We start from the raw sequence: 22,560 nt of genomic DNA, 5'->3' as shown, positions 1-22,560 counted from the left end.
AACTCCTGGCGGACTTTTGGGGCCGGAGCTGTGTCTTTGTCGAGCGCACATCCCGGCCTGTGTGGCGGGCGTGCTGTCGCGGCCCGCTAATTGAGCGGGCGGTAATAGTTTTGGACGAGGGCGGCCGACGTCGACATGTCGCCGTTGCTACGCCGCAGCGTCGCTGCCGGTCAAGGAGGCTCAACCAACGCAGTCGTTGCGGTCTTCCGGTGGCTCCTCGATACTCCTCGCGATAAAACAAGGAGCGTGCATGCCTTGGGGACGCTCAAGTCTCGCACTCTTGGCGGGTGTGTTCGTCATCGGCGGTATGGCGACCCTCGGCGTCATGGGGGCAGGGATCTGGAGGCCGGATTTCAGCAATGTGCCGGGTGTAAGTCCAGAAGACATGGCGGCGCTCGTCGCGCCCTACGACAATGTCTCGCACGGGCGCGATGCTGAAGTGATCGCGAGCTTGGTCGCGAGCAACGAGGCGACGCAAGCCGAGATCGATCGCATTCAGGCTTTGTTGCCGACGGGCCAGGCGACATCGTCGCGCCTCACGACGTTTCGCATTGCCACTGGCGCGGACGGCAATCGCTTTTGGGGTGTGCGGGAGTACGAATATCCCGGCCACGTTGTACGTGCCGAGACGACGCTCTATCGCGTCGCTGCACGTGACCCATGGAAGGTCTCGGGTTTCCATGTGAACGTGATGTCGCGCCAGGAGCTTGCAGCGCGAACATTCGACTTTATGGCGGAGCCTCCGGCGGTGCAGGCTGTGATCGCGGCGGCGGTGATCTTCCCGCTGTTCATACTGGTAACATTTTGGATCGCACTGTTTCGGCCTGGGCTGAAGCCTCGTTGGCTTTGGCTCATCGCTATCGCTTTGGGCGTCGGAACAATTTACGCCGATACAGCCTCGCATGCGCTCTCGTTCCTGCCGGTTTCGGTGCAGCTTTTCGGCGCCGGCGCGACATGGAGCGGCTCGGCGTTTGATGGCTGGGTGTTCAGCGCATCGACGCCCTTCGGCGCTGCAGCGTTTTGGTTGTTTGCGCCGAAAGCCGCCCCGCCAAGCCCATAAAGTTGGGTGTTTCGTTGCCTCTGAAGCAGGGCGTTACTGCGTTCTTAAACTCTCGATGTGCTAGGCGTGCGCCGTGCTGCACCAATTGATTTGCCATTCGGACACGCCAAGCGCCGCCGTCGATCGGATCGATGTCGCCGTCGCTCGTCCGGAGCCCGGAATTTTAGCGTTGCGCTACACCGTCGCCGGGCGGATCGCGAGCATCAGTCTTGCGCCTCCGTCTGAGCCCCAGCGGACCGATGATCTGTGGCGGACGACGTGTTTTGAGGCGTTCGTCGAGGCAGCTCCGGGTGCTGGTTATTACGAGTTCAATTTGTCGCCTTCGAGCAAATGGGCAGCTTACCACTTCACGGATTATCGCGAGGGTATGGCGCTGGCGGAGCTCTCGCCGCCCGCGATCATTACAGGCGCTAACGCCACGCATATCGATGTCGATGCGCTAATTTATCTGCCGGCCAACGATGAGCCTTGGCAGTTGGCGCTGACGGCGGTCATTGAAGAGACGGACGGGGCTAAGTCGTACTGGGCGTTGAAGCATCCACCGGGCAAGGCGGACTTTCATCACTCAGATGGTTTTGTTTTGGAGCTGGCATGAAGTTCGGCATTGATCGCCTGCTGGAAGATGCGTCGTTGCGTGCGGCGTTGAAAGGCAAGCGCGTGGCGTTAGTGGCGCATCCAGCTTCGGTGACGCGCAATCTTACCCACTCGCTTGATGCGCTTATGGCGCTGGACGATGTGAACATCTCGGCTGCGTTCGGGCCGCAGCACGGTATGAAGGGCGATAAGCAGGACAATATGGTGGAGTCGCGTGACTACACCGATCCAGCCCACGGCATCCCGGTGTTCAGCCTCTACGGCGATCAGCGCAGGCCAACTGGCCAGATGATGTCAACGTTCGATGTCGTCCTGATCGATCTGCAGGACCTTGGCTGCCGCATCTACACGTTCATCACGACGCTTCTCTACATGATTGAGGCCTGCGCTGCTGACGGCAAGGAAGTCTGGGTTCTGGATCGCCCAAATCCCGCCGGCCGGCCGGTTGAAGGGCTAACGCTGCGCCGTGGCTGGGAGAGTTTTGTGGGCGCCGGCCCGATTCCGATGCGGCACGGCCTTACGCTTGGCGAACTCGGTCATTGGTTCATCGAGCACTACAAACTCAACGTCAGGTATCGTGTCATTGAGATGGAAGGTTATCGGCCCGACGACGCGCCCGGTTACGGCTGGCCGTTAGGCGAGCGTACCTGGGTCAACCCTTCACCCAACGCGCCAAACCTTTGGATGGCGCGCGCTTATGCCGGCACGGTGATGGTGGAAGGCGCCACGCTATCTGAGGGACGCGGCACGACGCGGCCGCTCGAGATATTCGGCGCAGCCGACATCAACGCGCGCGATGTGTTGAACGAGATGGAGCGGTTCGCGCCGCAGTGGCTCGCCGGATGTAAGCTGCGAGAGATTTGGTTCGAGCCGACCTTTCACAAATGGGAGGGCGAACTCTGCCACGGTGTTCAAATTCACTGCGAAGATCCCGCGCACTATAATCACGAGGCCTTCAAGCCTTGGCGAGTGCAGGCGCTCGCTTTCAAGGCTATCAGGCGGCTCTATCCTGACTATGAATTGTGGCGTGAGTTCTCGTACGAATACGTGTTCGACAAACTTGCGATCGACGTGATCAACGGATCGCCGTTGCTGCGTGAATGGGTGGACGAGCCCGACACTGTCGCTGGCGATCTCGATGCGATAACCGTGCCCGATGAGCAGGCCTGGATCGCTGAACGCGCAAAGCACCTGATCTATTGAGCGACGCGCCTGCGCCCCCAATCGAATCGGGTCGCAACGCTGGCCTTGATGTAGCGCGTGGATTGTTGATGGCGTGGGTCATTATCGTGATCCACGGCATATTCTGGCTTGGGGTGGCGCCGCGCGGCCCAGGCTCGTTGTTGCTTTTTGAGATGCCGCCGATCTTCCTGATCACAGGCGCTGCATATTTTCTGGGTGAGGGCGCCAAGCAGGGGCGTCTCAAACCGGCGAACTATTTTGATTTTCTGCTGCGCCGCGGCGTTCGCATCTATGTGCCCTACGCAGTCTATGTTTTGAGTGCGGCCGTCTTGGTGAGCGCCATTAAGTGGGACGGTGAACTCAGCCTCGCCGAGGGTGCAGCGCGGTTGTGGTCATGGCTCAATCCCGTGACGCGCGGCGCCGGACACACCTGGAAAATGCTGAGTTGGCATCTGTGGTTTGTCGCGCCGTTCCTACTCGTCACCGCGCTCATGCCAGTCTTTGCGTCCGCGCGTTTGCCCGCGTTTGTGAAGCCTTGGATGCTTGCTGTGAGTGCGGGCCTTTTGGTTTGGGGACTAGGTCAGTTCACGTTCCCTGCGCCGTTGGACGACCAACTGATTAAGAACGTTGTGTTCTACTCATTCTGGGCGGCCTTCGGTTTTACTTTGGCCGCGATGCCTAAGCGCTGGAGCGTCGGTGATTACGCCATCGTTCTTGTGTTCGCGTTGGCGGGGATGTTCGCGGCTGCGTGGCTGCTACCCGCGAGTGTGACGATCGACATGCAGCACAATAAGTTTCCGCCGAACGCGATCTTCTTCTTGTTTTCGTGTGCTTGGATCGGCGTGTTGCTCATTTGTGGGCGCCTCATCAATGCGGGTCAACTCAACACACTTGCGGCCTCTCCATTGCTGGAGCCGTTTATGCGTGCTGGTTACTCGCTCTATCTCTGGCAAGGCCTTGCCTACTCGCTCGCGGCATATGCCGGTGGCGAGTGGGGGCTCAGCATCTACGTCGTGTGGATCGCCGCGATCGTGCTTACGGTCGCACTGGGACTGCTGTTTGCGCCTCTTGAACGCATCAGACTGCCGAAGCGAGCGGCCAAGTAGCCCGTTACTAGAACCAGCCCTTTTTCTTCTTCGGCGGCTCTTGTGGTGGCGGGGCTGGCTTTGGCGCGGGTTGTGGTGCGGGTGCTTGCTGGCGCTGTGGCTCCGGGGCGCGAGCGGGTTGTGGCGCCGCCTTCGCCTGTGGCGGCGCGGCCTGCGCGCGTGGCGCGGGGGCGGCCTGTCCAGGCTTGTTCTGCCCACTGAAGCGCGGATCGGGCCCGAGCTTGTCTGCAAACCAGTTGGACATGTCCCTCAACCTTATGTCGTGCGCGGGGTGCGCTCATTGTCGTTATCGTATCGAAACGGATGCGCCAACGATGAAGCGCGACGACTTGCGAAGGCTTCATGTTCCGGTTGTGGATAACTTTGGCGACGTGGCCCGTTAACGCGGTGCGCGCTTGGCCAAAATGCGCTGCAGCGTGCGGCGGTGCATGTTGAGGCGTCGGGCGGTCTCGGACACGTTGTGACCGCACAATTCGTAGACGCGCTGAATATGCTCCCAGCGGATGCGATCTGCCGACATCGGATTTTCTGGCGGCTCGGGTTTTTCATCCGGCGAGGCCAGCAAGGCTTTGACGATGTCTTCGGGATCGGCGGGCTTTGCCAGATAATCGATGGCGCCAGCCTTCACTGCGGCCACCGCGGTCGCGATGGCGCCATAGCCCGTCAGGATCACGACGCGACAGTCGGGGCGGCTCTTGTTCAGTGCTTCAACGACCGCGAGGCCCGAGCCGTCCTCGAGGCGCAGATCGAGGACCGCATATGCCGGCGGGGTCTTTGTCGTGATTTCGCTCGCTTCGGCCACGCTTGATGCGGCAAGCACCTCAAAGCCGCGTTGCTCCAACGCACGCGCCAAACGCGTGCGGAACGCCGCGTCGTCATCAAGAATGAGGAGAGTTTTTTCGCCTTCTAGGGGCGCTTCGGTGGTCATCAGCTCACGAGGCTCCAGCTAGGTCTTATCTAGCTACTTTATCTGCGATTTCAAAGCGCGGGCGCTTCGATGGAGGCTCGCGGCCAGACGGCTTTGACCAAAGCGCCTCTGTTTGGCGGACGGCGGTTGCGAACCTCCAGCTTCGCGCCGGTCCGCTCCAGCAGTGTTTTAGAAATGAAGAAGCCAAGGCCAAGACCGCCAGCGATGCCTTCTTCGTCGCGCTCTGTCAGGTAGGGCTCACCCAGACGGTTGAGGATAGCGGAAGCAAATCCGGGCCCATCGTCACGCACAACGATCTCGACGTCATCGCGCGTCCAGCGCGCCTCTATCTCGACGCGCGAGCGGGCGAACCCAACCGCGTTCTCAACGAACCCGCCAAGTGCGTGAACGATTTCTGGCATACGGCGGACTTCAAGGGCCCCTTCGCCTTCCGTCACAATGACGATCTCAGCGCCCAAGCCTTCGTGCGGTGAGGTGACTTCTTCCAGCAGCGAACGGATCGGCGCACGCTGGATCATGACGTCGCCGCGTTCACGATTGGCGGAGAGTTGCGCAAGGATGCCGCGACAACGCTCGCTCTGGGTCACGAGCAATTGGAGATCTTCGTAACGTGGATCGTCTGGACTCAATTCGCGCGTCATCTCTTTGGCGACGAGGTGAATGGTTGCGAGCGGCGTGCCGAGTTCGTGCGCGGCTGCTGCGGCCAGGCCACCTAATGCCGAGAGTGTCTGTTCGCGCGATAGCACCGCCTGCACGGCGGCAAGTGCGATGTTGAGGCGTTCCTCTTCGGCCGCAACGCGCCAAGCGTAAACGCTCGTGAAGCCAAGGCCGACCAGCACAGCGGCCGCGATGCCCATCTGGTAAAGTGGAGGCATGACGAAGGCCGAGTCATCCGGCCAAGGCAGAGGCAGCCGCCAGACCGAAATTGCGCCGACACAGAAAAAGGTAAGCGCCGCCAGCATTGCTGTAACAGCTGGCCGCAAAACGGTGGCGCTAACGGCGACAGGCGCGACGAAGAGAAACACGAATGGATTTTGAAGGCCGCCCGTAAGCGCGAGCAGCACTGCAAGCTGAACCGCGTCATAAGCAAGTTGCGCCGCCGCTTCCCATTCACGCGCAAGCTCTTGGCTTCGACGCGTCAAAATGAGATTGACGACGATTGAAATGCCGATCGCCACGAGCGCCCAGTCGAGGGGAAAATCGACCTCGAGCCCGTAGCGGACGAAGAGCACGGCAACGGTTTGGCCGGCAATCGCGAGCCAGCGGAGCAGCACCAGGGTTCTGATCCGAACGCGGCTTGTCGCGCTCCAAACGCTGGGGATCGGGGCCGGGGCGCGGGACTCGGTGACAGCCATGGCCTCTATTCGCCGGGCGCGGCGTCGCGCTCAAGGGGGTAAAAAGCGTAGAGAGAATACAGTTTCATATGATGCTCAGCGCGTGCGGGGGCGATTGGATATGACGACCATCGGGCCAAGATCGTGATTGTCGTCATATCGGCCGACTGAGGGCGCCCAAATACTGGAGACAGCGCCATCGAGGAAAAGCGCGTCGCGGCAGTGCAGTTCGTCGCGAAAGAACCGCGCAAATCGGCCGAAAGATACAAACCCCGAACTGATGACGAAGTATGCTGTGTGTTGGTCCAACACACCGACGCCGTTGCGAATGAAGCGCGAGGTCCCGTCTTCGGCGAAGCGTGGATGCAATTGGCCATCGATGACGAGCATTGGACCGGACTGCGTCGCCCAGCGAGGCGAACGAAGCTCACGCGCATAATCGTCGGAAACGTCGATGTGCAGCGCGCCGTCTTGGCCCTGCCAGAACACGCCATTGGGTTTTAGGTGAAAGTTGCCGGGGCCGTCGGTCAGGGAGATCGATTTTTGTTCTTCGCCGTCTTCGACATAAAGGCCGATGGGCGCGCCTGCATCGTTGAACATGCCGGCGTTCATGGCGAAGCGAACGGCGTGAATCTCCCGGTCTGTGAGTTCGTTCTGGAGCGTTTCGAAACTTCGAAGGTAGCCGCCGTCGCGTGCATGAGAATAGAGCCGCATATCCTGGCGCCGCGCATCGAAGGTGCAGACGACAAAGCGGGAAGTCTCGAACTCGCGCACTTCGCAGGGCGCGTCCCGGTTCTGCATACGCGGCAGCACGAAGAGGCCAACAGCTGCGGCGAGGCCGATAAGTGTCGCGATTGCGATCAGGGGCGTCCGCGCGAAATTCATCTAAACGCCACATGCGCAAATTCGCAGCAGGGCTCAAGCTTTGCCTGCGGCATTGCGCCCCCTGTGCGGTCGCGCCGCGTTGATAACGTTGCGCAGGCGGCCCCAAGCTTCTGCAATGCCAGAGCCCGTCGAAACGCCTCGCCGCAACTTGACCGGCGCCGTTGTCCCCGCTGTCGCTGTCGCGGGCTTGGCGGCCTTGGGCGCCATGCTGCTGGTGGGCACGAATGGAGATGGCGCCAAGCAAGCTGCGGCGCCTCGCGACTGCATTCTGCGCAACGCCGACGCGGTGGGTGGCGCCATCGATTTGGTTGATTCAAACGGCGCGCGTGTGACGCAAGCTGACTTCGTGGGCCAACCTGCGGTGGTCTATTTTGGCTTTACCCACTGCCCAGATGTGTGCCCGTCGAGCATGTACGCCCTGGCCGAAGCTTTGGCGGAACCGGGCGGTTATGACGTCCAACCGGTACTCATCACGGTCGATCCCGAGCGAGACACGCCGCAGCGGATGGGGGCGTACACGCGCACCGAAGGATTTCCACCGGGGCTCGTCGGTCTGAGCGGTACGCGTGAGCAGGTGAACGCCGCCGCAAGCGCGTTCCAAGTCCATCACGGCAAGGTCGAAATTCCAGGCGCGCCAGCCGATGTGTACAACGTCGACCATTCGTCTTTGCTCTACGTCCTCGATCGCAATTGGCGGACAGTCTCCATTATCCCGACAATGAACCGGGCTGATCCAATGGACCCCGCTAGCCCGATGGCGCCGGTAGCCCCTGCAGCAATCGCCGCGTGCATTGCCGCTGGCCTTGAACGGACGGACCTTCCCTGATTATGGGAAGTGGTGGCGCGTTGCACTGGGTGTCATCTCCACTACACTGAGCCGACGAGGCTCCTTGGACCTCGTTTTGGGGGACCGGTTAAGACCTACGACATATCGCCAGCCCGGCGCTGCAATGCGAAAGGCTCGCCTATTGAGTTGTCTTAGCTTGTTGGAAATAGGGGCGCGCGCACTATCCCGATGGGTTGCTGCGCCGCAGCAGAAGGGCTTGCATGCTCTATTCGCTATATGAACTCGGCCATCTGTCGGTAGCGCCTTTGCGCATCGCGGCCCTCATGCAGTCCTCGATGCTGCGCTCACCGATGAACCCGCTCGGAGATACCGAGGCCGGCCGAACGGCTGCCGCCGCTGCGGAGCTCTTCGAGTCCATGACGCGCCGCTACAGCAAGCCGGTTTGGAATTTGCCGACGACCACCATCAATGGCGTCGAGGTGGCGGTGACACCGAAGAGCGCTTGGTCGACGCCGTGGTGCGGCATGCTTCACTTCGAACGCGACGCGAAAGCGCTCATCGCAGCGCGCGGTGAGCGCGTCGATCCGACCGTTCTGATTGTTGCGCCGATGTCTGGCCACTACGCGACATTGCTGCGCGATACCGTGACCGCATTCTTGCCTGACCACGAAGTCTACATCACCGATTGGGTTGATGCGCGCATGGTGCCGGTGATGGCGGGCCGCTTCGATCTCAACGATTACATCGATCATGTGATGGGCATGCTGCGCGCGCTTGGTCCGCAGACCCACGTCGTCGCTGTTTGTCAGCCGGGGCCTGCCGTGCTCGCCGCGGTTTCGCTGATGGCGCAAGAAGATGATCCGTGCACGCCCGCAACCATGACGATCATGGGTTCGCCCATTGATGCGCGCAAATCGCCGACGGCGCCAAACCTGCTCGCCGAACAGCGCGACATCGACTGGTTCAAAACGAATATGATCCACACGGTGCCGGCGATCTATCCAGGCGCATTCCGGCGCGTGTATCCGGGCTTCGTGCAGCTCGCCAGTTTCATGGGCATGAACCTTTCGAGCCACGTCGATGCGCACAGAGGCTATTTCGAGAACCTTGTGAAGGGCGATGGCGAGCCGGCTGAGAAGCACCGCAAATTCTACGACGAATATCTCGCCGTGATGGATCTCTCCGAAGAGTTCTACATCCAGACGCTCATCGAAATTTTCCAAGAGTATCGCCTGCCCAACGGGACGATGACGCATCGCGGTCGCAAGGTTGATCCGAGCAAGATCACCAAGACGGCGCTGCTCACCGTTGAAGGCGAGAACGACGACATTTCCGGCATCGGCCAAACGCAGGCTGCGCATGACATCTGCGTCAACATTCCAGAGCAGATGCGCCGCGACTACATCCAGCCGGGTGTCGGCCATTATGGCGTCTTCTCGGGACGTCGCTTCCGCACGGAAATCTATCCGCGCGTGCGCGAGTTCCTGCGTGCATTTCACTCAAATGCGTCGCGCAATGCCAAGCGCGCAAAGCTGAAGCTCGTCGCCGAGAGCTAAGCTTTCGGACCGGACCAACCGCCAGGCTGATTTTCTTCAGCCAAAGTCATCGCCTTCCCTTCCGCCTGACGGACGGGAATGGCGCTTGCGTCGAAATCAGCAAGACAGCGAACGTTGATGGCGTAGTGATCGGGCATCGAGCGCTTGCGGTGGAACGGATAAATGCCGCAAACGCTGCAGAAGTAGTGGCGCGCGATCTTGGTGTTCCACTGATAGAGCGTGAGCTGGTCAGCGCCGGCTCGCAGTTTGAACCTGTCCTCGTGGACGGTGGTCATCAATGCGTTTTTCTTGGCGCACAGCGAGCAATCACAGGTATAAATGTCGGTGATTTCGCTATCGATTTGGAACTGGACCGCGCCGCAGTGACACGCGCCTCGATAGATAGCCATCTTCTAACCCTTTGGCGCACGCTAACGCATGCGACGGGTCGCGTTAACAAGCGCGACGTGGGATTCTTGCGCATGCGCTTCGATTCGCGACAGAAGGTCGAGCCGGGTCAGACCGAGATCGAAACAATCGATGGCCGCCGTGTGCCGGTGAAGCTGATCGTGAACCCGCGCGCGCGCCATGTCTCCGTTCGTATCGATCCTGCGCGCCGGGAGGCGATTGCGACGGCGCCGTCGAAGCGGCATTTGAAGCACGCGGCGCAGTTTGCGACGGAGCGGGCAGGCTGGATCGCTCAAGAATTGTCCCGGCTCCCGCGTGGTGTTTCGCTCGCCCCAGGCTCATTCGTGCCACTGCGCGGCATTGAGCATGAGCTCGTCTACAAGCACGGACGCAAACCCGCGTTCATCGAAGAAGACTTGCTGCCGCGGCTCGTTGTTCCGGCGCCCGATGTGGCGCTGTTTGAATCGCGGGTGCTGCGATTTTTGAAGGATCAGGCGCGTACCGATCTTATAGATCGCGTGGCGACGCATGCGATCGCGCTCGGGGTTCGACCAGAGCGCATTCAAGTGAAGGAACTGCGCTCGCGCTGGGGTTCGTGCTCGGTTGACGGCGTGCTTTCGTTTTCGTGGCGGCTCATTCTCGCGCCGCCTTTCGTGCTGGACTATCTTGCGGCGCACGAGGTCGCGCACTTGCGTGAGATGAACCATTCACGGCGCTTTTGGGCGCTCGTGAACAAGTGTATGCCGGATTATGAAACTGGACGCGATTGGCTACACGAAAACGGCAGTAAGCTCCACGCTATAGGTATGGCGCGCTAAGCCTTCGCTGGGGCCAACATTCGGCGCAGCACCCCATCACGATCGATCATCGCGTGTTTCAGGGCGCCGAGCATATGCAATGCTAGCGCGCCGACAATAGTCCAACGGCCGATCGCGTGCAGCAATTCAGCGAGCTCATGGGCGTCTTGATTGCGTTCCGCAAAGGGGCTTGCGATTGAGACCACGTCGAAGACATTGATCGCACGACCGCCTGACCACACTGCGAGAATGCCGGAACCAACTTGGACTAGGATCGCGAGCAGCAAAATTTGGTGAGTGGCGCTCGACAGGAATTTTAGAACTGGTGGTTGCTCGAACGGCGTTGGCCGCGGCTGGGCATAGCTGGCGAAGACGCGGGCGAGGAGCACCAGCGTGAAGGCGGCGCCCAGCGAAATATGCCAACCCATCAGCATTGATCGCACCGCTCGATCGCCGGCTTCGCCTGCGAAGTCTGCGCGAAAGCCGGTGACCAGCATAAGCACGATAGCGAGCGCAGCGATCCAATGCAGTGCAATAGAGAGCCAGCCATAGCCCGCTTTCGAATTGATCATCTGCATGTTCGGCTCCGTATCGCTCTTTGGCGATAGTGAAGGGAACTTGAGAAAAGAAAAAGGCTCCCCGCGCGGTAAGCGGGGAGCCTTTGTTTGCTTTAGCTAGTCACTCTCATTGACCGTTGGGCTGGACGCCTGGGCCGATGTGTTCGTTGAAGAACGCGAGTGACTCTGTCAGCACGGTGCGCATCGCATCGCCCTGGATCGGGCTCACGTTGTGGTCGACGTCTTGCAGCACGATCAAGCGGGTCGGCTTGCCGGCGCGCTCCATCGCGCGCTGCATGATCTCGCTCTGCTGGATCGGCACCGTGCTGTCTTCATCGCCGTGGATGATGAGCAGCGGGATCGTGACACGGCTTGCGTTTTGCGCGGCCGAGTATTGATCCAGTGCGGCGTCGTCACGGTTTGGGTCGCCGATGGCGTCGGCCCAGTATTGGTAGAACGGCGATTGTTGGCCGCCGCCACCGCCACCATTGACGTCGTTGCGACGTGAGCCGGTCCGCACCCAGCGCAGCATTGCACGAAGGTCCGAAACGCCGGCGCCGGCGACAGAGCACTTGAAGATGTCGGTGTTCATGAACGAAGCGGTGAACGCGACATAGCCGCCATAAGACCAGCCCGCGATGCAGGTGCGTTGCGGATCGGCGATGCCTTGCGAGAACAAGTAGCGCGTGCCGTCGGCAACGTCTGCTTGCATGCGTTGGCCCCATTGACGGTGACCGGCTTCAACGAAGCTCCGTCCGAAGCCGCCGCCACCGCGGAAGTTCGGTTGGAACACCGCATAGCCTTGGGCCGCAACGGCATGCGCCATGAAGTCTGTGCCGTAGACGTCACGTGCCTCTGGGCCGCCGTGCGGGATGACGATCAGCGGCAAATTGCGCGGTTCGGTGACACCCGGCGGCAACCACAGATAGCCCCATTGCTGCTGGCCGTCGGACACCGTGTAGCTCACGATGCGCTCGGATGGCAGCAACGCCGCATTGGCTTCGGGACGCTGACGGAACACGACGTTCAGTGAGTGGGCCTGGTGATTGTAGAGATAGTACGTGCCTAAATCCTGCGGACCGAAGGTTTGGATCAGCCACAGATTTTGATCGTCGGATTGATCGGCGACGAAAATGTTCACGTTCTCGCCGAGCACTTGGTTGATCGCGTTCCAGCGCTCCGCAAAACCCGGATCTTTGGGCTCGCACGTCCAACGCTGACCCCACCAGCACGCGGCCTGAATGATGCTGCGCTTTGTATCGATCTCGGCGTTTGAAACGTCGAACGACGCGTTGGTCTGCACCGTTTGGGTGTACTCGCCGGTGCTCGCGTCATAGACGTAGAGGCCGTTCGTATCGCTGCCGTCGCGGCGTGCGGAGACGAACACTTGCCCGGGCTGTGTTGCCGCGCCCAGCGGCGAGAATGCAGGCGCGGAGTTGACGCCCTCGGCGCCGCGATAGGTGGCGATTTCGGTCCAGTTGCGTTGGCCTGGGCCGCGACGGAGCCACGCATAGCCGCGACCGTTGCCCACGCTGTCTTGGCGAAGCACCGGCGTGCCGTTGACGTCGACTTCCCAGTTGAACGTGAACAGCGTGCCGCGATCGACAGTTGTTGCGTCCGCGGTGTTGACGTTCACGCGGCGTAGTTCTGCGCCGCCTTGGGTCGGAACAATGAGCAAAACGTTGTCGTCATCGTTCGGAAGCGTGCTGACGAGGTTCGCGTCGACGTAAGCGTCGAAGCCTTGGGCCGCCGGATTGTAGAGCGGAATGAGGTTCGAGCCGTCGAGGTTCGACGCGTAGATGCGCGTGTTGGTTTCGAAGCCATCGTCGACGGTGGCGCGGCGCACCGCGCTGCGGCGCGTGAACTCAACGCGGTTGCGCTGTTGCAGAACGAAGACGAGGCGCGTGTTTGACGCAAAGCCCACGCCCGCGATCTGCAAGCTTTGATCGGCGCGTGCGCGTTGGATTGCGCGCGTTTGACGGGTTTGAAGATCGGTGACGAGAAGCGTGTCGCCTTCGGCATCGCGACGGAGCACCGCGAGGTGATGGCCGTCCGGCGACATGCTGGCGCTACGAAACGCGTCGTAGCCCAAGAACCAATCAAGTGGAGCGCGCTGCGCTTGCTGCTGCGCCGATGCTGGAACCGACAGCGCGAACGCAGCCGCCAACAAAACGAAAAGTATTCGCTGCATGAAGATACCCCCAACGCCGTGTTTACGGTCGCCCTTGCCGAGCGGATTTAGCCTGTGAGGCTGAGGTTGTCAGCGGGGGAAAACACGTCCGCTGGTCCGAATCTGGCGCAAGATTAGCCCTCGGGGCCGAAATCCAGCGAGCGATCTTCGTTGTCCGGCGGCGCTGGCTGCGGAGCCCCGATGACTGCGCCGATGGGAGCGCCGACGGCGGTGAGTTCTGGAGATTCCGGATCGGTGACGCCGGTATCGTAGTCCTCTTCGCGCGGCAGTTCGAGCGCACGCACTGGCGTGTTTCGGAGCGCCGTCGGCATGAAGCGCGCCCAGATTTCCGTTGGCAGCGAGCCGCCCGTGACGCGGCCGGTTTCGGTGAAGTTGTCATTGCCGGCCCAGACGCCCGCGACCAATCCTGGCACATAGCCAATGAACCAAGCGTCGCGATAATCGTTGCCGGTGCCGGTCTTGCCGCCGACTTGGCGCCCAGAGATGCGAGCCGCGGCGCCCGTGCCTGCATCGACGACCCGGCGCATCATGTAGTTCATGTAGCGCAGCGGCCGCTCCTCGATCACGCGGTGTCGGTTAGCTTGCCGGAACGCCCAAACGGTTTCGTTGCTGCTGGCGCGGCGAATGCGGGTGATGCCGTGAGCTTCGAGGTTGTAGCCTTCGGAGGCCATGGCGCCGTAGGCCTGTGTCATCTCCATCAGGGTGATTTCTTGGGCGCCGAGCGCGAGCGAGTGATAGTTCGCGAGCGGTGAGCGCACGCCGAGGCGCCGCGCCACATCGATCACGTTCTGACCGCCCACCTCATTCGCAACACGGATCGCAACCATGTTGTAGGAGAGCGCATAGGCGCGCGTGAGTTCGGTCGGGCCGTGGAATTCGTTGGTGTAGTTGCCCGGCGTCCATGGCGGCTGACCATCGATGTAAATCGTAATCGGGGCGTCCTCGCGCACACTCCAGGGCGTTAGGCCATTTTCCATGGCGGCGAGGTAGATGAAGTACTTGAACGATGAGCCGGGCTGGCGCCGCGCCTGAGTGGCGCGATTGAACTGGCTTTGGTCGTAGTCGCGCCCGCCAACGAGCGCGCGAACACCGCCTTCATCGTCCATCGCGACCAATGCGGCTTGGCTCACGCGGCGCGCTTCGCCTTGCTCGGTCAACACGCCGTTGATGGCTTCATCGCCCGCGCGCTGCGCTGCGATATCGATCGTGGTTTCAACGACAAAGTCGTCGCGCTGTTGCCCGATGACGTCGTTCAGCAGCGGATCGATCCAATCGCGATAGTAGGAAAGCACGCCCGCCGGATTACGCCGGCTGATGGTGAGTTCCTGCTGCAGCGCCGCTTCGCGTTCGGCGGCGCTGATGAAGCCCATATTGACCATCTCATCGAGGACAACGCTGGCGCGATCGCGCGCCGCCGCAATATCCTGACGTGCTGGGTTCAATCGGGAAGGCGCTTTCACCAGGCCTGCGATCATCGCCGCTTGGAGGAGGGTCAGTTCACGGGCAGGGCGATCGAAATAACGCTCCGCAGCCGCTTCGATGCCGTACGCGCCGGCGCCGAAATACACGCGCGATAAGTAGAGTGCGAGAATTTCGTCCTTGGTGAAGCGGCCTTCCAACCAAATCGCCATGGCGATTTCCTGGAATTTGCGCCGCCACGTGCGGTCATTGGTGAGGAAGAGGTTCTTCGCTAATTGCTGAGTGATGGTTGAACCGCCTTGCACGACGCGGCCCGCACGTAAGTTTTCCGCGCCGGCTCGCATCATGCCGCCGACATCAACCCCAAAGTGATCGTAAAAGCGGCGATCCTCGATCGCGACGAAAGCCTGCGCCACGTATGGTGGCAAAGATGCGAGATCGACAGGCGGTGCGTTCTGTGCGCCCTCGCGCAGAATGACGTGGCCGTTGCGATCGAGGAAGGTGATCGACTGGCTGCCTGTTGCTTCCCATACATCGTCGGTGGACGGCAGATCCCATGTGATGAAGAAGAAGAACGCGACTATGAGCGCGACGCCGCCCGCCGCAGCCCAACCGCTCCAAACCGCAGCTTCACGCACATTGCGCGGACGCTTGATGCCGCGCAGGCGGTTCCACATCTCGCCGCCGAACGCGCGCGCCGCGCCGTAGAACGCCACCCACTTGGGCTCAAGCACCGTGCGCGCGTCACGCGCTGTAGTGGCGATGCGTTCTTGAATGCGCCCTAAGAGCGTTGCAGGTGGCTCGTCCTGCGCTTCTTCTGGGTCGCCTGCGGCGCGGAAATACTGAGCGGGAAGCTCGTCGCTTGTCTTCGCCGGCGGTTGGACCGGCGCGGGTTCGCTGGCTATCGCTTCGGGCTCGGCGTCCCGTGCGGCGATTGGCAAGTCGTCAGGAATAGGGGGCAATTCTTCGGGCGGTGGCGGATCGACCGCCTCCGGGTGTTCGAACAATTCCTCATGGATCAATGCGTCGGGCGTTGGTTCTTCCGCCGCCAGTTCCTCTGGAAGCGCCAGTTCCGCAGGAGCGGGTGGTTCTTCAGGAGGCGCCGGTTCTTCGGCATCGGCCTCGATGATAGGGGAGGTCTCTTCGAGTGGGTCGCTGACCTCCGGCGATGGATGGATCAATGCGTCGGGCGTTGGTTCTTCCGCCGCCAGTTCCTCTGGAAGCGCCAGTTCCGCAGGAGCGGGTGGTTCTTCAGGAGGCGCCGGTTCTTCGGCATCGGCCTCGATGATAGGGGAGGTCTCTTCGAGTGGGTCGCTGACCTCCGGCGATGGCTCGCTCGGCGGCAGTGCATCGCTTGCCGCGCCCTCAACAGGGGGCGTTGCGCCATCGCCCTCTTTGGGCGTTTCGGCCTGCGGGTCGTCCCCAGGCTGGTTTGGATCGTTCTCGTCAGCCACCCCGGCTCACCCTCCGCGCTCGCTCCTAGCGCGATTCGACCGCCACGGCGCCGAATGGCGCCAGAACGGCCCTCGGACGTGAAACGCTCGGTGGCCGGGGAAAAGTTCCCTTGCCACTTTTCGACCCAATTCTAGGCCTGTGGCGGAGAGGCGCAACGCTCTGTGGCGCCCCCGCTTTTTCTTGCCGCATGGGGAAGGCGTCGCCATATTCGTCAAAGGCAAGCTGCGGGATTCTTCCGCGACCAGGAGGTTACATCTAATGTCCGATTATCACGCCCAGGCACGATCGGTACCGACCGGCCGAGCGGATATGGCCGTCGATGCGGGTCTTCGGGCCTTCATGCTCGGCATCTACAATAAGATGGCGCTAGGTTTGGCGCTGACGGCGGGGCTCGCCTGGGTGGTCGGCACAACGCCGGCGCTGATGGCTGCGATCTTCTCTGGCCCGCAAGCATATTTGGTTATGTTCGGCCCGCTCGCGATCTTGCTGATTTCCAGCTTCGCGATGCGTAACCCGTCACCGACAGGTGCAAATCTAGTCTATTGGAGCGTGGTCGCGCTTATCGGCGTCGGCATGGGCGCGCTCGTTTATTATTATGCGCGTATTCCCGACGGGATGCTGATCGTAGCCAAGGCGTTTTTGACGACGTCCGCGGCATTCGGCGGCCTTAGCCTTTGGGGCTACACAACGAAACGCGACCTTTCGGGCTTTGGCGTGTTTCTGATCATGGGCGTGATCGGTCTGATCATCGCATCGATCGTGAACATGTTTATCCAAAGCAGCATGATGAGCTTCGTGATCTCCGTGATCGGCGTGCTCGTGTTTGCAGGTTTGGTGGCGTTCGATACCCAGCGCCTGAAGCACATGTATTATCAGCTGGGCGGCGACCAACGTGCGATGTCTGTTGCTACGACATACGGCGCACTCAGCCTCTACATCAACTTCATCAACCTGTTCCAATTCATCCTGAGCTTGATGTCGCCGCGCAACTAAGCGGCGTCTCGCAGGTGAGTACGGCAAACGCCCTGGCTTCGGCCGGGGCGTTTTTGTTAGTCGCCGACGACCCGCATTCGTTTGGGCTCAAGGACAGCAAGGACACGCTCAAGCTCGTGGCCGCGCCGAAGAATGCGGCCGTCCACCGCCCGAACGCTGTAAGCACCATTCTTTCGCGCTTCTTCGGGGCGCTTTTCGATTTGGAAGAGGGGCGCCTCGCTTGTCCTTCGGTAGACACTGAAGAGGGCGCGATCAGGCAAAGCATCAAGCGCATAGTCACGCCATTCGCCGGCCGCTACCATGCGCCCATAGAAGCGCAGCAGGCGATCGAGTTCTGGACGCTCGAAAAACACCGTGCGTCCGTTCATGCGTGATGCCTCATGTTATTCACAGCGCGTGGATTTCAGCAAAGCGCACCGCGACCAATATTACAAATGCGGCACATCCGCTTTTCGCCGGATTTTGTGCTTGCCCTCGCCGCATTGCGGCGCGACCCTATGATCGTGGTCGGTCGGAGAAAGGCTCGTACTCCGGTATCCATCAGCCCCCCCAGCCCCCCGGGGTGCGCGCTTCGACCGACCACAAAGTTTCTCGCAAGGCCCGCGTTCATCGCGGGCCTTGCTGCTTTGGGGCTCTGAAAACCCTTTGTCCAATGGCGTTTCGCGTCGATCAGGCGCCGATGCGCGCGAAAGTCTGCACGGGCGGCTTTGTGGAGACGTACGCGAACTCTTCTTAGACTTGAGGCGCCACAAAGCGTTTAACCAAAGCGCTAGAACCGCGCGGAATCGCCTCGGCTGATTCGCAACGTCTGTGGATAAGAACCGGTGGCCTTTTGGCCAAATCGCCCGTAAGAGCGGCGCTCAATTTCGCACGGGGATCCAATCCACATGCTGCTGCAGGTCGATGGTCTGCGCAAAACCTTTGGCCGGCGCGTTGCGGTAGACGGCATTGGTTTTGCACTCGACGTCGGAGAAATCGTTGGTTTTTTGGGTCCTAACGGGGCCGGCAAGACGACAACGATGCGAATGATCGCCGGCTATCTGGAGCCCGACGAGGGCGCCGCCAAAATCTTCAATATCGACGTTGCCCAGGATCGCCGCCGCGCCCAGGAGCGCGTTGGCTATCTGCCTGAAGGTGCGCCGCTTTACGGCGAGATGACACCCTGGAGTTTCCTGCGCTTCGTCGCCGAAACGCGCGGCATGAGTCGCGAGGCGGCGCGTCACGCTGTGCGCCGTGCGGCGCAAGATGCTCGCTTGGGCGATACCATCGATCGTCCGATCGAGACGCTTTCAAAGGGGTACCGACGCCGTGTCGGTTTGGCGGCCGCTCTGCTGCATGACCCCATGCTCCTCATTCTCGATGAGCCGACAGACGGTCTTGATCCGAACCAGCGTCACGCCGTGCGGGACTTGATCAAGCGTTTGGGTGAAGAACGGGGGCTCATCATCTCAACGCACAGTCTGGAAGAGGTGGAGGCGGTCTGCACACGCGCGATCGTGATCGACCAAGGCCGCATCGTTGCGGACAAGACGCCGGCCGCGCTGAAGGAAGAGCACGGCAGTCTCGAACGCGCTTTCGCGTCGCTCACTCGCGGGGAGGAGCGCGTATGAAGAAGCGTCCGGGTTTAGCAAGCTTGGCGGCCGTCTATCGGCGCGAGCTGCTCTCCTACATCACGACGCCCACGGCCTACGTGTTCGTCGCGGTGTTTCTATTTTCGATTGGGCTGTTCACGTTCCAGATCGGTGGGTTGTTTGAATCGCGCCGTGCGGACCTGACGCCATTCTTCGCGTTCCACCCTTGGATCTTCATGGTTTTCCTGCCGGCGGTTTCTATGCGCCTTTGGGCCGAGGAGAGCCGTTCCGGCGCGATAGAATTGCTGATGACGCTTCCAGCGCCGACTTGGTCGCTGGTTCTCGGCAAGTTCTTGGCCGCATGGACCATCGCGGGCGTTGCGCTGGTGCTCACCTTGCCGCTGTGGATCACGGTCAGCGCTTTGGGTTCGCCGGACAATGCGGCGATCTTCACGGCTTATCTTGGCAGTTTGCTAATGGCGGGCGCCTACATCGCGATTGGCTCTGTCATGTCCTCTCTGACGCAGGCGCAGATCGTTGCCTTCGTTCTGGCCGTCCTGGTGTCGTTCCTGCTGACAGCGCTCGGGCTCCCGCTCGTGCTCGATTTCTTCTCCGGGTTTGTCAGTGGCGGCGTAGCCGAGGGCATCGCTCGCTTCTCGATCCTGCATCATTTCGACGCCGCTCAGCGCGGCGTCGTGGAGTTTCGTTCGGTGTTCTACTTCGTGTCGCTGATCGCTCTCTGTTTGGGCTTCACCGCGCTTGCGGTTGATGCGCGGCGGGGAGGCTGATCATGAGTGCACGCCGTTATGCCCTCTTTGCCGCCTTGGCGCTCTTCGTTGCGTTCGTCGCATCGAACGTGATCGCCAATTCTTGGTTTCGCTCTTGGCGCCTGGATCTGACAGAGAGCCATCTCTATTCGATCAGCCAAGGCACCCAGCAAACGTTGAACGAACTCACCGAGCCGGTGCAGCTGACGCTCTACTACTCGCGGGACGCCGCTCAGCCGGTGCCGCAGTTGCAGGCCTACGCTTCGCGCGTTCGCGAGATGCTCCAAACCTTCGAGGCGCGTTCAAATGGCCGCGTCCGCTTCACCGAAGTGAACGTTGAGCCATTCACAGAGGCGGAGGACGCTGCGTCAGAAGCTGGCGTGCAAGCCGTGCGTCCGTACGAAGGCGCTGACCCGATTTATTTCGGCCTCGTTGGCGCGAACGCCATCGACGATACGCGCGCGATCCCGTTGTTCGATCCGCAACGTGAAGCGTTTCTAGAATATGAGCTCACGCGGCTCATCTATGAGCTGGAAAATCCGGAGCGTACGCGCGTTGCGCTCATCACATCGCTGCCGCTGAACCCGGCTGCGTCCGCCGATCCGACAGCGGGCGCGGGCAGCCAATCTGTGTTCGCCACCGAGATGGGCCGCTTGCTCGAGGTGACCAAGCTTGCGCCGAATTTCACCGAGATCCCGGCGAACACAGACGTCCTCGCGATCATTCATCCAGGATCGCTTTCGCCACAGCAGCTCTACGCGGTCGATCAGTTCATCTTGCGGCGCGGCCGCGCGTTCATCGCGCTCGATCCTGCGTCGATGCAGGCGGCGATGAGTTCGACTGGCTTCGATCCGTTCAATCCCGTGTTGCCGCCGCCGACGGCCTCGACGCTTGAGCCATTGCTTGGGGCGTGGGGCATCTCGATGGCGCCGACTGTCGTGCTTGATCTGGAGGGTGCTCTGCCAGTTTCGGTCCAGGATCCAACAACCGGACAAACCGGGCAGGCGCCGCAGCCGCTCTTCTTCCAAGTGCCTGCCGAGCGTCTCGACAGCGAAGACCTCATGACGGCGTGGCTGCGCCGCGGAATCAATTTCGGCCTCGCCGGCGGCCTGTCGCGTCGAACTGAGCTAGAGGGTGTCAGCGTCGTGCCGCTTGTGCGCACGAGCGGTCACACGATGCGTTTGGCTGCGGAGCAAGCGCTGATGCGCCCGACGCCGATGGACATTATGAACATGTGGCCGCCGAGTGGTGGACGCGTGGAAAACGTCGCGTTGCGTGTCTCTGGCAATCTCACGACGGCCTTCCCGGAAGGTGCGCCTGCGGCTGAGCCAGAGCCTGTTCGTGAGGCGCCGCCAACAGAAGCGCCGGCGGCGCCGGTGCAACAGCCTGCACAAGAAGGGCCGGCCACGCCGCTGCGCACGTCAGCAACGCCGGCGCAGCTGGTGATCGTCGCTGACACGGATTTTCTCGCCGATGATTTCTACGTCGATCCGCAAAGCGGCGGCGCTGCTGCGGACAACGCCTCGTTTGCGTTAAACGCCATTGATGTCCTCGGTGGGTCAGATGCGCTGGTGTCACTGCGCTCGCGGGCGCCCGCGCAACGTTCGATGAAGCTGTTGGAAGATATGGAGCGCGATGCTCAGCGTCGCATCGAAAGCCGCCAGCGCGAGTTGGAAGCCGATCTTCAGGAGACTCAGTCGCGCTTGCAGGAATTGCAGGCGCGGGGACGCGGCTCAGGTTTCTTTGCAGGCGATCTTGGCGCAGAGCTCACGCCTGAAGAGCAGGCGGCGGTGGATGAATACAGGCAGCGTGAGGGGCAAATTCGCACCGAGTTGCGCGGGCTGGTTCGCGATCTGCGCAGCGATATCGATCGACTGCAGGCCCTCGTTATCTTCATCAATGTCTGGCTGGCGCCGCTGCTGATTGCGGGTGCGGGGCTGTTTCTGTTTTGGCGCCGTCAACGGCGCGGGAGTGCGGGGCGATGACGACTGGCCTTGCAGAACGCCGCAGAGCGCGTTCGCTCACATTGTTTCTGATCGCTGGCGCGCTCGTTGCGACCGCCGCTGTCACGGTGGCGATCGAGTCGCGCAGCACGAGCCCCTCAAGTGCGGCGGGTCCAGTTCTTCCAGGCATTGAGGACACGATTGGCGGCGCCCAGCGCATCACCATTACGAGCGCTGAGGCCACCTATCGCATTGAGCGGACCGAACAGGGCTGGGCGATGCGTGATCGCGACGACTATCCGGTGCTGTCGTCGCGCTTGGCCCAACTGACAGAAGGCCTGGAAGCGCTGCGCTACGTGCGCCGCATGACGAATGACGCCTCCAAGCATGAGCGGCTGGGCGTTACCGATCCGCGCCAAGGCGGGCGCGGCGTGCTGGTTCAGATTGAAGACGGACGCGGCGCGCTTTTGGTGAACCTTATTCTCGGCGTCGAGACTGCTGGAACCTATGTCCGTCGCCCCGATCAGGAACAAACCTGGTCGGTCGATGGCGATCTGCCACCGCTGCGAGACGTGGCTTCGTGGCTTGATTTGCGGCCGATCAACCTGACCGGGGATCACTTGGCCCGCGTTGAGGTCATTCCCGCCGAGGGGCGCGCATACATCTTGGCGCGCGACGGTGCTGATCAGCCGTGGCGGCTTGCGTCGCCGGCCCTGGCGCCGCTTGCGCAATCGACACTCACTGCCACGGCGGAACGCATCACCCAGCTAGCGCCGATCGATGTCCGCACCGCGCCGGCGATCCAAGGCACGCCGCGCGCGCGCGTGCGCGCTACGACCTTCGATGGCATCGTCATTGATGCGGAATTGATCGCCAGCGACAATCATACGTGGGTGAAGCTGGTGGCGCGCGCCAGTGCGCCAGAACAGGAAGCGGCGGCTGTTGCGTTGAATACGCCTGCGTCCGATTGGGCTTATGCGCTGAGCGATATGGAAGCGGAAGCGTTTGCGCCGCCGCTGAGCAGGCTCATTGCAAGCGCCGAGTAAGG

General features: G+C 61.5%; 21 protein-coding genes. 12 read left to right on the top strand and 9 right to left on the bottom strand.

Annotated elements, in window-relative coordinates:
- The first annotated feature begins 250 nt into the window (after positions 1-250).
- The 4 genes from ATE48_RS01650 to ATE48_RS01635 all read left to right on the top strand — a co-directional run bounded on the left by ATE48_RS01650 (position 251) and on the right by ATE48_RS01635 (position 3,942).
- A complete protein-coding gene (locus tag ATE48_RS01650) occupies positions 251-1,060 on the top strand; it encodes a hypothetical protein (RefSeq protein ID WP_066767193.1) in 810 nt (269 codons plus the stop codon).
- Positions 1,061-1,133: 73 nt separating this feature from the next.
- A complete protein-coding gene (locus ATE48_RS01645) occupies positions 1,134-1,655 on the top strand; it encodes a DOMON-like domain-containing protein (RefSeq protein WP_083197108.1) in 522 nt (173 codons plus the stop codon).
- The gene (locus tag ATE48_RS01640; RefSeq protein ID WP_066767191.1) at positions 1,652-2,857 is read left to right on the top strand and encodes an exo-beta-N-acetylmuramidase NamZ family protein; all 1,206 of its coding nucleotides are present in this window, start codon (positions 1,652-1,654) and stop codon (positions 2,855-2,857) included. The genes ATE48_RS01645 and ATE48_RS01640 overlap by 4 nt, the downstream gene beginning before the upstream one ends.
- Positions 2,854-3,942 (top strand): acyltransferase family protein, encoded by a 1,089-nt coding sequence (locus ATE48_RS01635; RefSeq protein ID WP_066767189.1) that lies wholly within the window; start codon positions 2,854-2,856, stop codon positions 3,940-3,942. Before ATE48_RS01640 ends, ATE48_RS01635 begins: the two co-directional genes overlap by 4 nt.
- A 7-nt stretch (positions 3,943-3,949) precedes the next feature.
- Here ATE48_RS01635 and ATE48_RS01630 read toward each other — a convergent pair whose 3' ends face one another.
- The 4 genes from ATE48_RS01630 to ATE48_RS01615 form a co-directional block, all read right to left on the bottom strand.
- A complete protein-coding gene (locus tag ATE48_RS01630) occupies positions 3,950-4,186 on the bottom strand; it encodes a hypothetical protein (RefSeq protein ID WP_066767187.1) in 237 nt (78 codons plus the stop codon).
- 135 nt (positions 4,187-4,321) lie between these two features.
- A complete protein-coding gene (locus tag ATE48_RS01625) occupies positions 4,322-4,870 on the bottom strand; it encodes an ActR/PrrA/RegA family redox response regulator transcription factor (protein WP_066767185.1) in 549 nt (182 codons plus the stop codon).
- 50 nt (positions 4,871-4,920) lie between these two features.
- Entirely contained in the window at positions 4,921-6,225 is a 1,305-nt protein-coding gene (locus tag ATE48_RS01620) for an ActS/PrrB/RegB family redox-sensitive histidine kinase (protein WP_066767182.1), read from the bottom strand.
- A gap of 75 nt (positions 6,226-6,300) precedes the next feature.
- Complete coding sequence (locus tag ATE48_RS01615) at positions 6,301-7,089, bottom strand: phosphodiester glycosidase family protein (RefSeq protein WP_066767181.1); 789 nt, start codon at positions 7,087-7,089, stop codon at positions 6,301-6,303.
- Positions 7,090-7,204: 115 nt separating this feature from the next.
- Between ATE48_RS01615 and ATE48_RS01610 the strand changes: the two genes are divergently transcribed.
- Together ATE48_RS01610 and ATE48_RS01605 are read left to right on the top strand one after the other, a co-directional pair.
- Positions 7,205-7,915, top strand: coding sequence for an SCO family protein (locus tag ATE48_RS01610; RefSeq protein WP_066767180.1), 711 nt, complete (start codon positions 7,205-7,207; stop codon positions 7,913-7,915).
- Positions 7,916-8,136: 221 nt separating this feature from the next.
- Positions 8,137-9,432, top strand: coding sequence for a polyhydroxyalkanoate depolymerase (locus ATE48_RS01605; protein ID WP_066767178.1), 1,296 nt, complete (start codon positions 8,137-8,139; stop codon positions 9,430-9,432).
- On the opposite strand, the gene ATE48_RS01600 is transcribed toward ATE48_RS01605, so the two are convergent.
- Entirely contained in the window at positions 9,429-9,821 is a 393-nt protein-coding gene (locus ATE48_RS01600; RefSeq protein ID WP_083197107.1) for a GFA family protein, read from the bottom strand. The genes ATE48_RS01605 and ATE48_RS01600 overlap by 4 nt on opposite strands.
- Before the next feature lie 72 nt (positions 9,822-9,893).
- Here ATE48_RS01600 and ATE48_RS01595 point away from each other — a divergent pair, with 72 nt between their 5' ends.
- On the top strand, positions 9,894-10,637 hold the full coding sequence (locus ATE48_RS01595; RefSeq protein WP_066774488.1) for a M48 family metallopeptidase: 744 nt from the start codon (positions 9,894-9,896) through the stop codon (positions 10,635-10,637).
- Here the strand turns inward: ATE48_RS01595 and ATE48_RS01590 are convergent.
- The 3 genes from ATE48_RS01590 to ATE48_RS01580 form a co-directional block, all read right to left on the bottom strand.
- Complete coding sequence (locus ATE48_RS01590; protein ID WP_066767174.1) at positions 10,634-11,194, bottom strand: cytochrome b; 561 nt, start codon at positions 11,192-11,194, stop codon at positions 10,634-10,636. The genes ATE48_RS01595 and ATE48_RS01590 overlap by 4 nt on opposite strands.
- A 106-nt stretch (positions 11,195-11,300) precedes the next feature.
- Complete coding sequence (locus ATE48_RS01585; protein WP_066767173.1) at positions 11,301-13,364, bottom strand: alpha/beta hydrolase family protein; 2,064 nt, start codon at positions 13,362-13,364, stop codon at positions 11,301-11,303.
- Between the two features lie 113 nt (positions 13,365-13,477).
- A complete protein-coding gene (locus ATE48_RS01580) occupies positions 13,478-16,237 on the bottom strand; it encodes a transglycosylase domain-containing protein (RefSeq protein WP_066767171.1) in 2,760 nt (919 codons plus the stop codon).
- Positions 16,238-16,496: 259 nt separating this feature from the next.
- On the opposite strand from ATE48_RS01580, the gene ATE48_RS01575 reads away from it, so the two are divergent.
- Positions 16,497-17,231 (top strand): Bax inhibitor-1/YccA family protein, encoded by a 735-nt coding sequence (locus tag ATE48_RS01575; RefSeq protein ID WP_066767170.1) that lies wholly within the window; start codon positions 16,497-16,499, stop codon positions 17,229-17,231.
- Positions 17,232-17,287: 56 nt separating this feature from the next.
- Here ATE48_RS01575 and ATE48_RS20355 read toward each other — a convergent pair whose 3' ends face one another.
- Positions 17,288-17,599 (bottom strand): DUF2794 domain-containing protein, encoded by a 312-nt coding sequence (locus ATE48_RS20355; RefSeq protein ID WP_066767167.1) that lies wholly within the window; start codon positions 17,597-17,599, stop codon positions 17,288-17,290.
- A 519-nt stretch (positions 17,600-18,118) separates the two neighbouring features.
- Between ATE48_RS20355 and ATE48_RS01565 the strand changes: the two genes are divergently transcribed.
- Genes ATE48_RS01565 through ATE48_RS01550 form a run of 4 tightly spaced genes read left to right on the top strand, consistent with a single transcriptional unit; the run spans position 18,119 to position 22,558 of the window.
- Complete coding sequence (locus ATE48_RS01565) at positions 18,119-18,841, top strand: ABC transporter ATP-binding protein (protein ID WP_156767548.1); 723 nt, start codon at positions 18,119-18,121, stop codon at positions 18,839-18,841.
- Positions 18,838-19,590, top strand: a complete 753-nt coding sequence (locus tag ATE48_RS01560) for an ABC transporter permease subunit (protein WP_066767165.1) — start codon at positions 18,838-18,840, stop codon at positions 19,588-19,590. Before ATE48_RS01565 ends, ATE48_RS01560 begins: the two co-directional genes overlap by 4 nt.
- A 2-nt stretch (positions 19,591-19,592) precedes the next feature.
- Positions 19,593-21,554 (top strand): GldG family protein, encoded by a 1,962-nt coding sequence (locus tag ATE48_RS01555; RefSeq protein WP_066767161.1) that lies wholly within the window; start codon positions 19,593-19,595, stop codon positions 21,552-21,554.
- Entirely contained in the window at positions 21,551-22,558 is a 1,008-nt protein-coding gene (locus tag ATE48_RS01550; RefSeq protein ID WP_066767160.1) for a DUF4340 domain-containing protein, read from the top strand. The genes ATE48_RS01555 and ATE48_RS01550 overlap by 4 nt, the downstream gene beginning before the upstream one ends.
- Positions 22,559-22,560: the final 2 nt, after the last annotated feature.

Source organism: Candidatus Viadribacter manganicus, from assembly GCF_001679665.1.
GTDB classification, from domain to species: Bacteria; Pseudomonadota; Alphaproteobacteria; order Caulobacterales; family Aquidulcibacteraceae; genus Vitreimonas; species Vitreimonas manganica.
Note: the sequence above shows the minus strand (reverse complement) of the source record. Positions and strands in the feature narration are given on the sequence as shown.

Coding starts and splice junctions, on each gene's coding strand:
- ATE48_RS01585 (WP_066767173.1), bottom strand. CDS start 13,364: ATGCAGCGAATACTTTTCGTTTTGTTGGCGGCTGCGTTCGCGCTGTCG.
- ATE48_RS01590 (WP_066767174.1), bottom strand. CDS start 11,194: ATGCAGATGATCAATTCGAAAGCGGGCTATGGCTGGCTCTCTATTGCA.
- ATE48_RS01600 (WP_083197107.1), bottom strand. CDS start 9,821: ATGGCTATCTATCGAGGCGCGTGTCACTGCGGCGCGGTCCAGTTCCAA.
- ATE48_RS01615 (WP_066767181.1), bottom strand. CDS start 7,089: ATGAATTTCGCGCGGACGCCCCTGATCGCAATCGCGACACTTATCGGC.
- ATE48_RS01630 (WP_066767187.1), bottom strand. CDS start 4,186: ATGTCCAACTGGTTTGCAGACAAGCTCGGGCCCGATCCGCGCTTCAGT.
- ATE48_RS01575 (WP_066767170.1), top strand. CDS start 16,497: ATGTCCGATTATCACGCCCAGGCACGATCGGTACCGACCGGCCGAGCG.
- ATE48_RS01605 (WP_066767178.1), top strand. CDS start 8,137: ATGCTCTATTCGCTATATGAACTCGGCCATCTGTCGGTAGCGCCTTTG.
- ATE48_RS01620 (WP_066767182.1), bottom strand. CDS start 6,225: ATGGCTGTCACCGAGTCCCGCGCCCCGGCCCCGATCCCCAGCGTTTGG.
- ATE48_RS01625 (WP_066767185.1), bottom strand. CDS start 4,870: ATGACCACCGAAGCGCCCCTAGAAGGCGAAAAAACTCTCCTCATTCTT.
- ATE48_RS01640 (WP_066767191.1), top strand. CDS start 1,652: ATGAAGTTCGGCATTGATCGCCTGCTGGAAGATGCGTCGTTGCGTGCG.
- ATE48_RS01560 (WP_066767165.1), top strand. CDS start 18,838: ATGAAGAAGCGTCCGGGTTTAGCAAGCTTGGCGGCCGTCTATCGGCGC.
- ATE48_RS01595 (WP_066774488.1), top strand. CDS start 9,894: ATGCGCTTCGATTCGCGACAGAAGGTCGAGCCGGGTCAGACCGAGATC.
- ATE48_RS01550 (WP_066767160.1), top strand. CDS start 21,551: ATGACGACTGGCCTTGCAGAACGCCGCAGAGCGCGTTCGCTCACATTG.
- ATE48_RS01565 (WP_156767548.1), top strand. CDS start 18,119: ATGCTGCTGCAGGTCGATGGTCTGCGCAAAACCTTTGGCCGGCGCGTT.
- ATE48_RS01650 (WP_066767193.1), top strand. CDS start 251: ATGCCTTGGGGACGCTCAAGTCTCGCACTCTTGGCGGGTGTGTTCGTC.
- ATE48_RS01610 (WP_066767180.1), top strand. CDS start 7,205: ATGCCAGAGCCCGTCGAAACGCCTCGCCGCAACTTGACCGGCGCCGTT.
- ATE48_RS01555 (WP_066767161.1), top strand. CDS start 19,593: ATGAGTGCACGCCGTTATGCCCTCTTTGCCGCCTTGGCGCTCTTCGTT.
- ATE48_RS20355 (WP_066767167.1), bottom strand. CDS start 17,599: ATGAACGGACGCACGGTGTTTTTCGAGCGTCCAGAACTCGATCGCCTG.